Raw genomic sequence first — 15,259 nt, forward strand, 5'->3', positions numbered from 1 at the left:
TTCCTTAACGAAAGTCCAAGCCGCCATTCGTCTTCGCTGCTCCCGCAAATTGACACCGTTTCGAGTTATCGGATAACGTCGACGGACCGGCAACGTTTGCAGCGAAGGCAAGTCGAGTTCAATTTTATTTAACCGCAAAAATTTGTTGAGAGCTATGTAAATGCCAATACGTCGAGGAGAGGAATATCTCGAAAGCCTGAGAGACGGGCGCCGCGTGTGGCTGCACGGCGAATCGGTGGATGTCACCGCGCATCCCGGGTTGGCGGGCAGCGCGCGCAGCGTGGCTGGGGTCTATGATCTGCAGCATGACCCAGCACATCAAGATCTGCTGACAATGCCTTCGCCGGCGACGGGCCAGCGAGTGAGCCTGGCTTATCTGCTGCCCCATTCGGTCGAAGATCTCACTCGGCAGCGCAAGATGTATGAGTTCTTGGTGCGCCGTACAGGTGGCACGGCGGCGCGTCTGCCGCACCACTTGGCGACCGTCGTTTTGGGACTGCACGACTCTCGCGATATCTTCGGCCAAGAGAATCCGGCCTTCGCGGAGAACGTGACGCGCTACTTCGAGTATTGCCGTGAAAACGATTTGAGCATCGCGACGATTTTCAACGACCCGTTTCATCATCGCAGCCATCCGGAGTCCAAGCAAGAATATTTACGGGTGGTGGAGCGGCGGGCCGATGGCATCGTCGTGCGCGGCGCCAAAGGCGTGGGCACGCAGGCGCCCTACGCCAACGAAATCCTCTGCCTGACCCAGCCCAGACCCAACCTCCAGCCCGACGAAGTGATGTACTTCGCCGTGCCGGTCAACTCCAAAGGCCTCCAGCTCATCTGCCGCTCGTCGCTGACGCCGCCCAACCCCGAGGACCATCCGCTGAGTCCCCACTGGGACGAAATGGACGCCATGGTGCTGTTCGACAACGTGTTCATACCCTGGGATCGGGTATTCTATTTGCGCCAATCTCATCCCAAAGACCCCGGTCTCTACGCACAGCTCTTCCAAGGAGCCATGGGCATCGGCCCTTGGTATGTTTTAGTCAGGCTCGCGGTCAAAGCGGAGGTGTTGCTCGGCATCTGCGCGGCGATGGCGGAATATCTCGGTACTGCCAAACAACCGCACGTGCAGCTCGCCTTGGCCGACGCCATCCTCTACATGGAGACGATGCGAGCATTCATTCATGAGGCCGAATCAAATCCGGTGCGCTCGCCATCGGGCCTGACACTGCCCAACTGGACCCCGGCGCAAGCGGCGCGCATCTTTTCCATAGAGGGCTACCCTAAGATGTTACAGATGCTGCGCGAGCTGTGCGGCTCCGGCATCCTGATGTCGCCGAACCAAGCCGACATGAATAACCCCGAGATCGGCCAGCAAATCCAGCGCTATTTCGTGGGCGAGAACGAGCGCACGCAAGACATGTTTCGCATGTTGAAACTGGCGTGGGAGTACGCCTGCGATTCTTTCGGCTCGCGCCAGCTGCTATTTGAGATGTACAATGTCGCCAGCCTCGCCACCAACAAACAACGGCTAGTCGGCGCCTACGATCTGAGCCCGTACGTCCGTCTAGCCAAGGAATTGGCAGGCATTGACGGAAGGCGCGAGGCGTGAGGCCCTTCGATTGAACTCAGGACAGGCAACCCGGAAATGGTGCGCACGGCGCACCCTAGGTAACTCACACCTGTTGCCTCACGCCTCACGCTTTCTTCACACCGGCCAGCCATGCTTCGATAGATCAATCGGATTGCCGTCCGGATCATGCACGCGATATTCCGCCTCGCGATTGGGCGGCCTTTTATTAACATCGGTTTTCGCCTGCAGTCCTTTGCAAGCCTCGCGCACGGCCGCGACGTCGTCGACTTCGAAGCCAAAGTGATTGATGCCCACCTGAAGCTGAGGCCCTTCGATTTTACGCTCTGGGCCGATGGGAATGATCGCTAGATTGATATGACCGTCGGTCAAATAGGTCGCCGTGCCGACGCCGTGAACGATCTTCAAGCCGAATGCGGTCGTATAAAACTTCACGAGCTTGTCTACGTCTTCTGTGAGAATCGCGAGATGTCGAATGCGTGCCATCGTTAGTCCTCCTTTAACTGGGGCATCCTACTGAATCAGCAACAACTATGACAAGCTGTTCAGTCCTCTATTTCTGTGGTTGACTTCGCCCGCGCAATCGCTTTATAGGGATGCTGTCGCTGCCCGCGGGACCGAAGGAGTCTTCGCATGAAGTTCGCCAGCATTATACTAACTATCGCCAGCATCTGTGGCGCACTCTTCACGCCGGGCCGAATCGCGGCGCAAGATTTCTACCGCGGCAAAACCATTCGCTTTGTCGTTGCCTTTAGTCCAGGCGGCACTTTCGACGCCTACACGCGGGTCATCGCGCGCCACTTCGGCAAACATGTGCCGGGTAATCCGACGATCGTGGTCGAAAACATGACTGGCGCCGGCGGATTCATCCAAGCCAATTTCATGTACCAGCGCGCCAAGCCAGACGGCCTGACCATCGGCAACAACCAAGGGAGCTTCATCCTGCAGCAAATCCTCGGCGCCAAGGGCATCGAGTTCGACAGCCGCAAGTTTGAATACCTCGGCGTGCCGACGGAATTTCACCCGGTGTGCGCACTGACCAAAGTAAGCGGTTACACCAACATGGAGCGCTGGTTCGCCGCCAAAGAACCGGTGCGGTTGGGCGGCATCGGGCCCGGCACCGGTCCGTCAGACATCGCCCGCGCGGTGAAAGCGGCGCTGCCGAATTTGCCGATCCGCGTGGTCGACGGCTACAAGGGCGCGGCCGACGTGCGCCTGGCTGCCGACGGCGGCGAGTTGGCCGGCTTCTGCGCCGCCTGGGAAGGTATCAAACTGCTCTGGCGCAAGTCCATCGACAGCGGCGACGTCTCGGTAGTCCTGCAAGTGGCGCCGAAGAAACATGCCGAGCTGCCCAACGTGCCGCTCGTCATCGATTACGTCAAGAGCGACGAAGCCAAGCAGATTCTTAAATACGCCGTGCAGGACGTGGCCGTGTTGCAGTACTTGTATTTCTTGCCGCCGGCGACTAACAAAGAGACCGTGCGGCTCTTGCGCAAGAGTTTTCTTGACACGTTGAAGGACGGTGACTTTCTCGCCGAGATGAACAAAGCCAACCTCGCCGTCACGCCGGTGGGCGGCGAGGTGATCGACGGCATCGTCTCGGGTTTATTTAAGCTAGATACGCAGATGGTCGGGAAACTAAAAGGCGTACTGGTGCCGTAGCGCCGACACCAGGGGGTCGCCCCTACAAAGATTCGGATGACCGGTAGTCGCGAGTTGAATCCAGGACGCATTGTTATTTCGCAGGAGGGCGCGATGAATCGCGCCCCTACATGCGGATCGTTTTTGCGTTCTTTGCGCTCTTTGCGGTTAAATTCTCCGGATTCCGAATCCGGGCGCGCAGCGCCTTTTGTGCCCATGTGCTCTTTATGGTTAAAGCTCTTGCCGGATTCGGTTGCCGCTGCCGCGCTGGCTGCTTCGTGGTGAGATCAGATATTCCCTTGTAGGAGGAAAACATGGAACGTAAACTTATCGACGCCGACGGCCACGTGCTCGAGGACGAAACTCTCTTAGATTTTCTCGAAGAGCCCTACCGCAGTTGCCGCACCCAGGGCGGCATCATCGGGCCGATCCGCCAAGTTATGGGCAATGTGTTTCCGGCACTGGACTTCCTGCACTTGGCGACGTTCAAGCGCAGCGAGCGCGCCTTCGGCGGCGGCAAGCGCGTCGGCCCGGAGGAGTGGGTCAACTTCTTGGAAGTATCCAAGTTCGAAACCGCATTTCTTTACCCCACCGCCGGCTTGTCCATGGGCAACATCGTCCATCCCGACTGGGCCTGCGTGGTCGCTCGCGCCTATAACAATTGGCTGCACGAGCGCTACATGAAGCGCAGCCCCAGATTAAAGGGAATGGCGCTGATCCCGATGCAGGACGTCACCGAAGCGGTCAACGAGCTGCGCCGAGCGGTAAAAGATCTGGGCATGCCCGGCGCCATGCTGCCGTCGCGCGGCCTGCCCTTCGATCTCGGTCACCGCACCTATTGGCCGGTCTATGCTGAAGCAGAGAAACTCGGCTGCGCCCTCGCCATCCATGGCGGCTGCCATCACGGCATGGGGCTCGACACGTTTGAAACTTTTGTGCCGATCCATGGATTGGGCCATCCGTTGTCTTTGATCATCGCTTTCTCCGGCATGGTTTATCATGGCGTCTTCGATCAGTTTCCCAAACTGCGCCTCGGTTTTCTCGAAGGCGGCGCGGCCTGGGCGACGTTTTGGATGGACCGCATGGACCGCTCGCACCACTACTTTGGCGAATTAAATCTGCGCGAGCGCTACAAAGGCCCGTCGATGCAAAAGAAGCCGAGTGACTATGTCAAGCTTCCTAACGTTTACATCGGCTGCGAAGGCGGTGAAGACGGCTTAGACTACCAGGTCAAGCGCAGTGGCAACGGCCACTTTCTGTTTGCCAGCGACTTCCCGCACGAGATCGGCCCGGAGGACATTCTCCACGAGATCGAAGAGGTCGAAGAGTACGTGGGACTGACGGACGAAGATAAGACAGCTATCTTGGGCGGCAATGCCCGGCGATTTTACAATATGTGAGAGATAGACTAACTCACCGCGAAGACACGAAGACCGCGAAGGGAAGAAAAGATTTTTCTGAAAGACGCCTTTTTCCGCACTTCGTGGTCTTCGTGCCTTCGTGGTGAACGATGTTTTTTCCTTTTAGATAGGAGCACGCTGATGGCACCACACATTCACGGCCCGCTTTACTACGAACGCATGGGCCGCACCGGACCGGTGCTCGCGTTTATTCATCCCAACCCAATGGATCAGTCGTGTTGGATTTTTCAGCTGGCGCACTTCTCGACCTGGTATCGCTGCATGGCGATCGACGTGCCGGGCTATGGCCGCTCGCCCAAGGCTAGCGCCGGATTGACCATGGACGACATGGCGCAGGCTTGCTGGGAGGCGATCGATGAAATCGCGCCGGGGGAAAAAGCGATTCTAGTCGGCTGCTCGGTCGGCTCGTCGATTGCGCCGTTCATGTTTCATCAGCGCCCGGACAAAACCGCGGCGCTGGTCGTCTGCGGCACGGGTTACAACCCGACCAAAGAATTTACTAAAAAGCGCATCGACAATTACACCGCGGAAGGGATCAACTACCGCTGGCGCTACACCTTCGAGGACATGAGCGCCGCGTTTCGCACCACGCCGCTGGCGCATTACTTCGCCAACATGTTCACCGAGCGCAACGACATGGCTGACGTGGAAACGATCATTCACCAATTCCGCGCGTTGGCGCAGCCCTACCCGGAAGGTCATCACGAGCGCATCGCCTGCCCGATGATTATCTTGACCGGCAGCGAAGACGGCAGCCACCCGGGCAGCTTCGCGCTGCAGCAGCGCGTGCCCAATTGTGAATTGAAAGTGTTACCGGGAGCGGGCCACGCCTGTCAGCTCGAGCAGCCGTGGCTGTTCAATCGATTCATGATCGAGTTTCTGACCAGGCATGGGTTGTTCCCGGGAAAATGAAGAAGGGCCGCTAGTTCTTGACGGCACGCTATGAATTGCCATCATGGCCTCTATCCAAGTCCTCAGCGAGCCCATCGAGTTTCATTGCGATCACCGTGGTTTGGTTTTTGAGCCATTGCTAGCCGGCCAATTCGACGCGCAACGCAACCTCCACGTTGTACTGACGGCACCCGGCCATGTGCGAGGCAACCATTACCATCGGCAAGGCACCGAGGTACTTGCAGTCGTTGGCTCCTGGCTGATTCGCTATCGAGAAAACAACGCTATTAGAGAACTCACCCTCGGCGAGAAACAAGCCATGCGTATGACAATCCCGCCGGGGATTGCGCATGCATTCAAATACATCGGAACCGGTTCAGGACTTCTTGTCGCCTTTACCGACTTGGACCGCGATGCGGCGTTGGCTGACGTGGAGAAGGACGTACTGATCGCCCCGTGATTTTCTCTTGTAATTTTTCACTGCCGGTTATAAGCGATTGCTAATCTCATTATCGACGGAGGACAACCGATGGCACAGGTACAGAATTGGGATTACGAAGCCGACGTCGTGGTGATCGGTGCTGGCGCGGCCGGGCTGCCCGCGGCGATCAAAGCGGCCGACGGCGGCGCCACGGTCATTGTCGTCGAGGCGAATTACGACGTTGGCGGCCATGCGATTGTCAGCGGCGGCAACGTGCCGCTCGGCGGCGGCACCAGCGCGCAGAAGAAATACGGCATCAAAGACTCGCCTGATATTGTTTTTTCCGACTTGACCGACTGGACGGTCCTGGAGAACAACGGCTGGCCCAACTACCGCTACAACGACCGCGAGGTGATGCGCGCCTTTGCCGACCACTGCGCGCCGACGTTTGAATTTCTTTTAGAGAATGGCGTGAAGTTCAAAGAAATCGCGCCCGACAACCAGGGCGGCCACTGTTTGGGCAACACCGCGCCACGCGAGAACCACGCGTTTTGGACCAAGGGAGCGGGCCCGGAAAGCCCCAACGCGCGGCCAGGCACCGGCGTGATCAGGCCGTTGGAAGATAGCGCGCGCAAGAAAGGTGTGCGTTTCTTGCTCAACCATCAGATGACCGGCTTCGTGCGCGAAGGGCAGAAATCCGGCCGCGTGATCGGCGTGACCGCCGAGTACAGGCCGCGCATCATGCCCGGCCAGTCGACGCCGCTGAAAAGCTTTCGCTCCGACGGCAACATCGACGATACCAAACCGTCGTGCAGCGTGCGCGCCCGCAAAGCGGTCATCGTTGCCACCGGCGGCATGACCAGCGACGTCAACTTCCGGCGCATGTTCGATCCGCGCTTGACTGAGGTCTTGACCGTCGCCGGCGAGCCCTACAGCTATCAAGACGCCAGCGGCGAGCGCGCCGCCATGGACATCGGCGCGGCGCTGTGGGGACTGGTCAACCAGACCCTGGAGGTTGGCGACCAGATTCGCACCCAACGGGTGCTCGGCACCAAGTGGAACTATATGAACTGGGAGCTGGAGTCGCCGATTTTTCCGCTGGTGAAAGCGGTCGGCCTGACCCTCAAAGATTGGCAGAACGTGATTCTCGTCAACCAGGTTGGCAAGCGTTTTTACGACGAGACCAAGGGTGACTATCCGCACGGCAATGTCGCCGGCGACATCGATCCTTATACGCACAATGACTTTCGCAATCACGACAAGATTCACTTCCATCCCAACCACTACAACTTCTTTAACGCTGCGGTGGCGATGAACGAATATTCCGAAGCGCCGGAGTATTCCGCCGGGCCGATCTGGGCAATCTTCGACGCCGATGCGGTGGCGCGCAACAAATGGATCGTCGAGCCGCCCCACGTCGACCCGGACGGCTATTTTTTCAGCGCCAATACCATTCGCGAATTGGCCGGCAAGATCAAAAGCGAGTTTCAAGCCAAACCGATGAAAGGCGAAGTGCTCGAAGCAACGGTGGCGCGCTACAATTCATTCGTCGACAAGGGCGTCGACGAAGACTTCAGTAAGCCAACGCCGAAATACAAAATCGAAAAGGCGCCCTTCTATGCCGCCTGGGGCACGCCCAACGTGCACGACACCCGCGCGGGCTTGCGCATCAACGGCAACTGCCAAGTCCTCGACATGGACGGCAAATTGATTGCCGGCCTGTACTGCGCCGGCGAAAGCGCAGGCGGCTTCAACCAGCACGGCTTGGGCCGCTGCACGACGCAAGGATTTATTTCCGGGATGAGCGCGGCGAAGGAAAAATAAGCTGGCCAGCGCTCGTTCAAGCGGTTCATCCTTCCCTCGATATACGTTACACGCTACTTGGGACGGTCGGAAAAAATACCGTTTCCCCGTCCGCCCCGAGTAGCGAATAGCGAGGAAGTAAGCCCGCAGGGCTGGATCAGGGGCGCTCAGTCAAAATCCTACCGCCCATGACCTCTGTACCCAGCGAAGAAAATTCTTATCAACGGGACCACGCTCTGCGCATGCTTGCGAGCTATGCTCATTGGACCGGCAAACACCTAATCGAGCCTGAGCTGCCGCCGAGCGAACGAGCGCGGCGGCTCTTCGAAGCGCCCTTCGCAGCCCTATCCCACAATACTGCCGCCGATCCGATCTTGAACTATGCGAATCGTACCGGGTTACAGCTTTTCGAGCCTTCCTGGGCGGAACTCATGCAAACGCCGTCGCGCCAGACTGCTGAGCCCATGCATCGCGAAGAGCGGGCGCGCCTGCTCGATGCCGTTACCAAGCGGGGCTTCATCGACGACTACCGCGGCATTCGTATTTCCAAAACCGGCCGCAGGTTTCTCATCGAGCGAGCGACGGTGTGGAATCTCCTCGATGAAAACGGCGCCCCGTATGGTCAGGCAGCGACTTTCAGTCAGTGGCACTATCTCGAATGACAATGAGGCAAACACAGGGAGGACGCGATGATGGCAAAGGCTCTAACTCTAATCCTGCTCCTCCTCCGCGCCGAGGAAATAGCCAAAGCGCAAGCCGCGCGATGCAAAGATTCTCATAACGCATTTCACCGAATCTGTTGGCCGACAATTGTTTAATATCGGCGACTCATGTACTGCTGCTAAAAACGCCTGCGGCGATGCTTGATTTTTATTCGCCATGCCATCGATAACGTGATCCCCAAACTTTCAGAACTATTCTATGGTTGGCGCATGGTCGGACTATCGGCCGCCATGCGCGTGCTTGGCGCCGGTCTACACAGTTTCGGCTTTACGATCTTTTTCCTGCCGTTAAGCCAAGATCTCCACCTGAGCCGCACCGCGACTTCCTTCGCGTTCTCCCTCGCGCGCGCTGAGGGTGCCATCGAAGGGCCCCTTGTCGGGCACATTCTCGACCGCTACGGCCCGCGACCGGTGATGTTCGCGGCCATATTACTGATGGGGTTTGGTTACCTGCTACTTTCTACCGTCGACGGTTACGCGATGTTCCTCGTCGTGTATCTCGGCATGATCTCGATCGCCCACTCCGGTGGCTTCATGCACGCGCCGATCGTATTGGTCAATAGTTGGTTTATTCGCCAGCGCGCCCGCGCGATTACGCTCAACAGCGCGGCTTTCAGTCTGGGCGGAGTTTTGATCGCGCCGATTCTTAGCGTGATTGTCTTGTCCTGGGGTTGGCGCATTGGCGCCGCCTTTGCCGGCGTGATGTTCTTGCTGATCGGCCTTCCGATATGCATGGCGATTCGCCGCTCGCCGGAGAGCATGGGGCTTTTGCCCGACGGCGATCCGCCGCAACCTTCACAAGCAGAGTCGCAGCGCACAGGAGCAGCTCGGACACCAGCCAAAGAAGTGAACGTTACGGCCAGCGATGCGTTTCGCTCGTTTACTTTTTGGACTTTGGTATTCGGCAACGCGATCCGCAACATGGCCTACCACGGCATCTCGACGCATTTTGTGCCGATCATGGTCTGGAAAGGCATGACGCAGGCTCAAGCGGCGTTCTTGCTCAGCTCTTTCGCGCTACTCGGCTTTATCAGCACCTTGGCGTTCGGCTGGTTTGCCGACCGCATGAACAAACCGCGGCTGGTATCGACGATCCTGTTCATCGCTGCCGCCGGCATGTTGCTGCCGCTGTTTGGCAATTCAATCTGGATACTCTGGCTCTTCACACTCCTGTTTACCTGTGTCGAAGCGACCTATGCCGTCGGCTGGGCGGTGGTCGGTGACTTCTTCGGTCGCACCCACTTCGCCAAGATCCGCGGCTACATGAGTTTCTTTTACATGTGGGGTGGCGTCGTCGGGCCGGTGATCGCCGGCGCCATTTGGGACCGCTGGCAAACCTACGAGCCGCTGCTCTGGGGCTTGATCGTCTTGTTTACCATCGCCGGCATCACCTTTGGCATGCTGAGCAAGAAATGGGCAGCATTGCGAGCGCCATCGAAGAGCCCGCCGGGAGAATAAGCCGTGATGAAGCGTAGCTGCTTGCCGCGGTAGAAGTCAGCCACCGAAGATGGCGGCGAGGGCTGGCGGTCAAGCGAATGGCTCCACGACAACCGCGAGGAAGCAGTCAAGTTTCCGGCCCAATTACAAAACTTGACCGCAAGTTTGACATGACGGGGATTTTCTGGCTCTTTTCAAATTTTGCGAAGGGAGCCATCGCCATGCAAGCATCATCGATCAAGGTAGGAGTCATTACCGACCAGACGGGCCCACTCTCATTTATGGGCATCGCCAACGCCAATGTGGCCAAGATGGTCATTGACGACATCAACGCCAAGGGCGGCTTATTGGGGCGACACGTAGAGCTGTGCCTTGAGGACGGTGCGACTACGGACAGTGTCGCGGCGGCCAAAGCCACTAAGCTCGTCGAGCGCGACCACGTGGACGTGATCTTCGGCGGCATCTATAGCTCCACGCGATAGGCGATCAAGGGACCGGCTGTCACAGACGGTAAGAAGCTCTACCTCTATCCGGAGCAGTATGAGGGGCAGGAGTGCCACCCGTTGATTTTCTGTACCGGCCCCGTGCCGGCGCAGCAGCTTGAGCCGCTGATTCCTTGGCTGATGCAGCAAACCGGCGCGAAGAAATTCTACTTGCCGTCGGCGGATTATATCTGGCCGCACACGATGAACCGGAGAGTGCTTGAGCTAGTCACGGCAAATGGCGGCGCCATCGTCGGAGAGGAATATTTTCCTCTCGATCACGCCAATTATGCCAAGACAGTGGACAAGATTACCTCCACCGGCGCCGAGGTCGTTTTCAATACCATCGTCCCGCCCGGGCTCACGCCGTTCCTAGAGCAGCTTTACAACTCCGGCTTCGCGCGGCGCGGCGGCAAGATCGTTTGCACTTACTTCGACGAGAACTTTCTCAATTTGGTGCCGGCTGATCATGTCGAAGGACTCTACAGCTGCCTCGACTACTACCAGGAAATCAGCGATCCCTTCAGTAAGGAACTGCTCGACCGTTACAACAAACTGTATTCCGGCAGCGCCAAATTTACCGCCGGCAGCGCGTGCTCGGGCATGTACCGTGCGTTGAGGCTTTGGGAAGCCGCCGTGAAAGAGGCCGGTTCGCTCAAGCAAGAAGACGTCATCAAGGCGCTAGACCATGCAAGGATTGCCGAGGGGCCGGGCGGTCCGGCTGAAATGGTGCCGGGGCAGCATCACGTGCGCATGAACATGTACATCGCCCAGGCGCAGAACAGCCATTTCAAGGTCGTCAAAAGCTTGGGAATGGTCGACCCCAAGGAATGCATGCAGGGCGTAAAGTAAGCGGCTGCAGCTTTCCTCGTCTAACTGATAGCGATCCGATGGATCGCCACTTTTTGCCCGACGCCTTTCACTTGCACATGGTCGGCGGAGGCTCGATGCGCTGCGACCAAATCGGCGACGCCTGGGGCTTCCATCACCTCCTGGCTGATACACACTTCGTCGCCCTCAACCAACCCTTGCACGCGCGCGGCGATGTTTACGTCCTGTCCGAAATAATCGATCCGGTCATTGAGCGACACCGCGACCGACCGGCCCTTGTGGATGCCGACCTTCAGGATGAGCGGCCGTGAAACGGTCCGATTGAAGCGCACCAGTTCCTGGACCATCTCGATGCCTGCGCCGACCGCGTCACGAGACCGTTCAAAAGCCGCGAGAATCGCGTCGCCGATCGTCTTAACGATGATGCCGGAGCGTGCGCTGACAACCTTGTTCAGGATCTCGAAGTGCTGGCGCACTAAAAAATAGGCGTTCAAATCGCCCACCGTATCGTAGAGCGAGGTCGAGCCCTTCAGATCGGTGAAGAGGTAGGTCATGTCGGCGACGGGCAAGCCTTCGCCTTCGTTAATGAGCTGCGTCTTGTACAGCTCGCGAAACGTCGGCGTGAGCAGCAGCCTCTTGCCGGACAAGAACCGTTCGTATTCGACCCGATGCGGTTCGAAGGCCGGAGGATACTGAATCATCCAGAAACGGCCGAGCTCGTTCATCCGATTGGCGATTTCGATTCGATGTTTGCCGGGGTGGACGTCGGCGACCTGCCGGAACGAAAAACGCCCCTCGCCCAAGACTTTATCCCGCGGCTCCGTTGGCCGGTTCGGCACCAGGAATTTGCCGCCGTCGAGTTGGATCTGCGTCCGTTGCGGTTCGGCGGTTTGCCCCTCCACGAAGAAAACCAAGAGCAGGTTGTGGCTCAGATCGAGCACTTCGAATCGGCCAGCAGAAATATCAAAGTCGAAGGCACACTGCTGGTGCGCATCGATGTCGACGAATTTTCGCGACAAAGCCGCGACCAACTGCTCAGGGGTCATGCCGTGCGGCGGCTTGAAGCCCTTGGCGAAATGATAGCGCAGGTAATAGTCCTCGACGGACAGCGCTTTGGGGTGGTGAAAAATGTTGTATCGAATCTTTTCAGGAAGCGTGAAGGTCACCTGGATATAGTCGTCGAGCCCCACCTCATTGATCGCGTTGCAGAACTCGCACTGAAAGCGCGGATGGACCTTGTCCAGCTCGCGAAAGCTGCCAGCAATCTGGGGACAGTACGCGCACAGAAGCTGCCAATCCATCTCGAACAGACCGACTTTCGCCGCATGGATGAACAGCTCTATAGCGTCTGCTTCCGATAGGCCGGCCGTGCTGCCATAATGGATCGGGTTGACGCGAAACAGATCGTAATCGTCGGCCGTGCGAATGAAGTGCTCCAGCGCGGGCAGCACAGGCGACGCCCAAGCTTTGGCCGCCGCTAACTCCGACAGCCGCTGCCGTAAGACTATTTCGTCGACGGGGGAAGGACTGGTCATGCGCAAGGCCTACCACACCGGGAAACCCGCAGCAAATGACGGAACCCGCACTAGGTCAAATCGAACGTGGCTGCATGGACAAAATCACTGCGGCTTTTTGAGGCGCTCGATCTGCGCTTTGAACTTCTCACAGGGGTCTTCGTTGTCGACGCGCGGGGTAAACCAAAGATAATCGAAGGGCGCGCGGCCCGCGTCCTCGGGCAAAGCATACAGTCCTGGATCGACAGCACGCTCATCGACCTCGGTAAAAGCAATGCTGACAACCCGCTTATTCCCCGCCGCTGCCGCGAGATAGATGGGCACACCGTAGTCATTACGCCCATGGCCTGATCCAGCGATCAACACAGCGCCGTCGGCAGTGGCGCCCTTGATCAGACTCCGCGCCATCTGCGCGTCTCTGGCGCGCTGCACTTCGACCATCGCGTTGACGCTCGCCTCGGAGCCGTAGCCGCAATGGGAGTGGCGAATGTCCGCGGCCATTCTAGCTCGCAGCGGATCGGCTAGCGGCCGATCCAACCCCAACTCACGTGTCAAAGACGCATCGAGGGCTTGCCCATCGCGGCTCATTTTCCGTGCGGTGCTATTCGACAGATTGGCCGCAATGATCGGCTGTCTTGCGCCAAGCGCCGCTTCGGCAATGGGTTGGTACATCGCCCAGTCCGGCCAGCCGCTCGTGTCCCAGTTCACTGCCGGTCCCAAACCGGCGGCATCTTTCGGTGCTCGCGCCAGATGACTCGCGATCGCGTCGGCGTCATCGGCGGTGTACATTTCAAACGCCACGGCAGGTCTTCGCCCAGCCCCAATCAGCGTCCGTAATATATCAGCTTGCAAACGGTGATGATCGGGATTGTCGTGCTTCTCACCGAGCAGCACGAAATCGGCGCGTGCCAAGCGGGTATCGAGATCGCGGCGGTCGATAAACTTCCCAGCCGCTACATCCCAGATACGACCGACAAGCACGTGGTCGCGGCCGAGCGGGGCTTGCCACGAGGAGGCCGAACATGCCGACAGAACGTTCAGCAGCCCTAACAGGGGAATCCAACCAACTGACGGCCTTCGCATACAAGCAGGATAACACGCGGGACGACGGGTTGCAGACCGCAACACTTCAAGTTATCTCAGTGCAAGTCTTTGGAAACTATTTAGTGGGGCCCGCAACAAGCTGCGGGAAGTTTATAGGCCATGGCAGCTCCCAACGAACAGCCGAAGCCCGATAGGCGCGCGGTCTACTCAGTCGATCAATTTCTCACGCTCTACGCACCGGCGTTCATCTTCGCCTTAGGCGCGAGCATTGCAACTCCAGTCATCCCGGTTTTCGCAAAATCCTTCGACACCGGCTTCGGCGTCGCGTCGCTGGTTATCGTCATACACGCGTTGGGCGGGCTTTTCGCCGCACTGCCCACCGGTTTTTTACTCGACAAATTTGGCCGGCGGCCGGTGCTATTCATCGGCCCTACGGTGATGGCGCTGTCCTCTATTCTCACCGCGGTCGCGAGTTCTTTCCCGGAGCTGCTCGTCTACCGTTTTATCGGCGGTTGGGCGATGGAGATGTGGCGCCAGGCGCGGCTTGCGGTCGTCGCCGATCGTAGCCGGCGCAGCCAACGCGGCCGGCAGCTGACCGGCATGGTAGGCGTCGAAGCCTCGGGCCGCCTTATCGGTCCGGCGGTTGGCGGTTTCTTAGCGGCGTGGAGCATTCGCACGCCGTTCGTCGTCCACGGCATTTTGGCATTGCTGGCAATTGTCCCGAGCTTTTTTCTCGTCAAAGAAACCGCGCCTCTGGCCAATCGCCGTGGCGCACAGAATGACGACGCGCCGCTCAGCAACCGTGAGCTCTGGCGCATGATTCGCGACGGTGGCTTGGTCGGGTTTTTTCCCGCCCAGTTTTTCGCGTCGATGACCCGCGGTGTGCTTTGGGGCGGCACGCTGCTGCTCTACGCCACGTTTGCCTACGGCACCAGCGCGCAACTGCTAGGCGGGCTCGCCACAGCGGCCAGCGTTATCGGCATACCGGTCACGCTTTCTTGCGGCTACTTGATGGACCGCTTCGGCCGCAAGACCACGATGGTGCCTGGTTTTACCCTGATCGCGCTGGGCCTTTTGTTCCTCGCGTGCGGGGCCCAATGGCACTGGAGCCTCGTCAGTTTCATCGCCGGTTTCTTCTGGGTCCACGGTGGCCACAGTGTGACCTCGGGCAGCATGCAGGTGATCGGCTCCGACATGGCGCCGGCCAACGCCCGCGGCCGCTTCTTTGGCATTTGGCGGCTGGTCGGCGAGATCGGCGCCCTGGTCAGCCCGCTGTTGTTCGCCTTCGTCGCCGAACACTTTGCCTACAGCGCCGCTTTCGCGCTCTTTGCCCTCTGCTCTTTCGCCACCGCCCTGCTGCTCGCCTTTTCAGTCAAAGAGACGCGCCATTCGGGACGGCGCAGTGAAGATAGCTGACAAGCTCGTTACCAACGCCGCAACAGCAACCTTGGCATTCTTCGGAGCGCC

At 58.6% G+C, this 15,259-nt stretch carries 12 protein-coding genes and 1 pseudogene; 10 read left to right on the forward strand and 3 right to left on the reverse strand.

Annotated elements, in window-relative coordinates:
- Positions 1-160: 160 nt before the first annotated feature.
- Complete coding sequence (locus FJ145_21125; GenBank protein ID MBM4263909.1) at positions 161-1,606, forward strand: hypothetical protein; 1,446 nt, start codon at positions 161-163, stop codon at positions 1,604-1,606.
- A 96-nt stretch (positions 1,607-1,702) separates the two neighbouring features.
- On the opposite strand, the gene FJ145_21130 is transcribed toward FJ145_21125, so the two are convergent.
- Entirely contained in the window at positions 1,703-2,071 is a 369-nt protein-coding gene (locus FJ145_21130) for a VOC family protein (GenBank protein MBM4263910.1), read from the reverse strand.
- A gap of 147 nt (positions 2,072-2,218) precedes the next feature.
- On the opposite strand from FJ145_21130, the gene FJ145_21135 reads away from it, so the two are divergent.
- The 8 genes and pseudogenes from FJ145_21135 to FJ145_21170 all read left to right on the forward strand — a co-directional run bounded on the left by FJ145_21135 (position 2,219) and on the right by FJ145_21170 (position 11,255).
- Positions 2,219-3,247, forward strand: coding sequence for a hypothetical protein (locus FJ145_21135; protein MBM4263911.1), 1,029 nt, complete (start codon positions 2,219-2,221; stop codon positions 3,245-3,247).
- A 293-nt stretch (positions 3,248-3,540) separates the two neighbouring features.
- Positions 3,541-4,626, forward strand: coding sequence for an amidohydrolase (locus tag FJ145_21140; protein ID MBM4263912.1), 1,086 nt, complete (start codon positions 3,541-3,543; stop codon positions 4,624-4,626).
- Between the two features lie 141 nt (positions 4,627-4,767).
- On the forward strand, positions 4,768-5,559 hold the full coding sequence (locus FJ145_21145; protein MBM4263913.1) for an alpha/beta hydrolase: 792 nt from the start codon (positions 4,768-4,770) through the stop codon (positions 5,557-5,559).
- A 43-nt stretch (positions 5,560-5,602) separates the two neighbouring features.
- Positions 5,603-5,998, forward strand: a complete 396-nt coding sequence (locus FJ145_21150; GenBank protein MBM4263914.1) for a hypothetical protein — start codon at positions 5,603-5,605, stop codon at positions 5,996-5,998.
- Positions 5,999-6,067: 69 nt separating this feature from the next.
- Entirely contained in the window at positions 6,068-7,783 is a 1,716-nt protein-coding gene (locus FJ145_21155) for an FAD-dependent oxidoreductase (protein ID MBM4263915.1), read from the forward strand.
- 167 nt (positions 7,784-7,950) lie between these two features.
- Positions 7,951-8,424, forward strand: a complete 474-nt coding sequence (locus tag FJ145_21160) for an MEKHLA domain-containing protein (GenBank protein ID MBM4263916.1) — start codon at positions 7,951-7,953, stop codon at positions 8,422-8,424.
- Between the two features lie 201 nt (positions 8,425-8,625).
- A complete protein-coding gene (locus tag FJ145_21165; protein MBM4263917.1) occupies positions 8,626-9,942 on the forward strand; it encodes an MFS transporter in 1,317 nt (438 codons plus the stop codon).
- Between the two features lie 200 nt (positions 9,943-10,142).
- Positions 10,143-11,255 (forward strand): annotated as a pseudogene (locus tag FJ145_21170) (ABC transporter substrate-binding protein).
- 20 nt (positions 11,256-11,275) lie between these two features.
- Here the strand turns inward: FJ145_21170 and FJ145_21175 are convergent.
- Positions 11,276-12,769 carry an adenylate/guanylate cyclase domain-containing protein gene (locus FJ145_21175; protein MBM4263918.1) on the reverse strand — a complete coding sequence of 498 codons (1,494 nt, stop codon included), beginning with the start codon at positions 12,767-12,769 and terminating at the stop codon, positions 11,276-11,278.
- An 84-nt stretch (positions 12,770-12,853) separates the two neighbouring features.
- A complete protein-coding gene (locus FJ145_21180) occupies positions 12,854-13,831 on the reverse strand; it encodes a ChaN family lipoprotein (GenBank protein ID MBM4263919.1) in 978 nt (325 codons plus the stop codon).
- 120 nt (positions 13,832-13,951) lie between these two features.
- Here FJ145_21180 and FJ145_21185 point away from each other — a divergent pair, with 120 nt between their 5' ends.
- Positions 13,952-15,208, forward strand: a complete 1,257-nt coding sequence (locus FJ145_21185; protein ID MBM4263920.1) for an MFS transporter — start codon at positions 13,952-13,954, stop codon at positions 15,206-15,208.
- The last annotated feature ends 51 nt before the right edge of the window (positions 15,209-15,259 follow it).

This window comes from Deltaproteobacteria bacterium (assembly GCA_016874755.1).
GTDB lineage: Bacteria > Desulfobacterota > Binatia > UBA9968 > UBA9968 > DP-20.

Excerpts from the sequence above, each read along its gene's own strand:
- FJ145_21185 (MBM4263920.1), top strand. The coding sequence starts at position 13,952 with ATGGCAGCTCCCAACGAACAGCCGAAGCCCGATAGGCGCGCGGTCTAC.
- FJ145_21140 (MBM4263912.1), top strand. The coding sequence starts at position 3,541 with ATGGAACGTAAACTTATCGACGCCGACGGCCACGTGCTCGAGGACGAA.
- FJ145_21175 (MBM4263918.1), bottom strand. The coding sequence starts at position 12,769 with ATGACCAGTCCTTCCCCCGTCGACGAAATAGTCTTACGGCAGCGGCTG.
- FJ145_21150 (MBM4263914.1), top strand. The coding sequence starts at position 5,603 with ATGGCCTCTATCCAAGTCCTCAGCGAGCCCATCGAGTTTCATTGCGAT.
- FJ145_21160 (MBM4263916.1), top strand. The coding sequence starts at position 7,951 with ATGACCTCTGTACCCAGCGAAGAAAATTCTTATCAACGGGACCACGCT.
- FJ145_21155 (MBM4263915.1), top strand. The coding sequence starts at position 6,068 with ATGGCACAGGTACAGAATTGGGATTACGAAGCCGACGTCGTGGTGATC.
- FJ145_21125 (MBM4263909.1), top strand. The coding sequence starts at position 161 with ATGCCAATACGTCGAGGAGAGGAATATCTCGAAAGCCTGAGAGACGGG.
- FJ145_21180 (MBM4263919.1), bottom strand. The coding sequence starts at position 13,831 with ATGCGAAGGCCGTCAGTTGGTTGGATTCCCCTGTTAGGGCTGCTGAAC.
- FJ145_21135 (MBM4263911.1), top strand. The coding sequence starts at position 2,219 with ATGAAGTTCGCCAGCATTATACTAACTATCGCCAGCATCTGTGGCGCA.
- FJ145_21145 (MBM4263913.1), top strand. The coding sequence starts at position 4,768 with ATGGCACCACACATTCACGGCCCGCTTTACTACGAACGCATGGGCCGC.
- FJ145_21130 (MBM4263910.1), bottom strand. The coding sequence starts at position 2,071 with ATGGCACGCATTCGACATCTCGCGATTCTCACAGAAGACGTAGACAAG.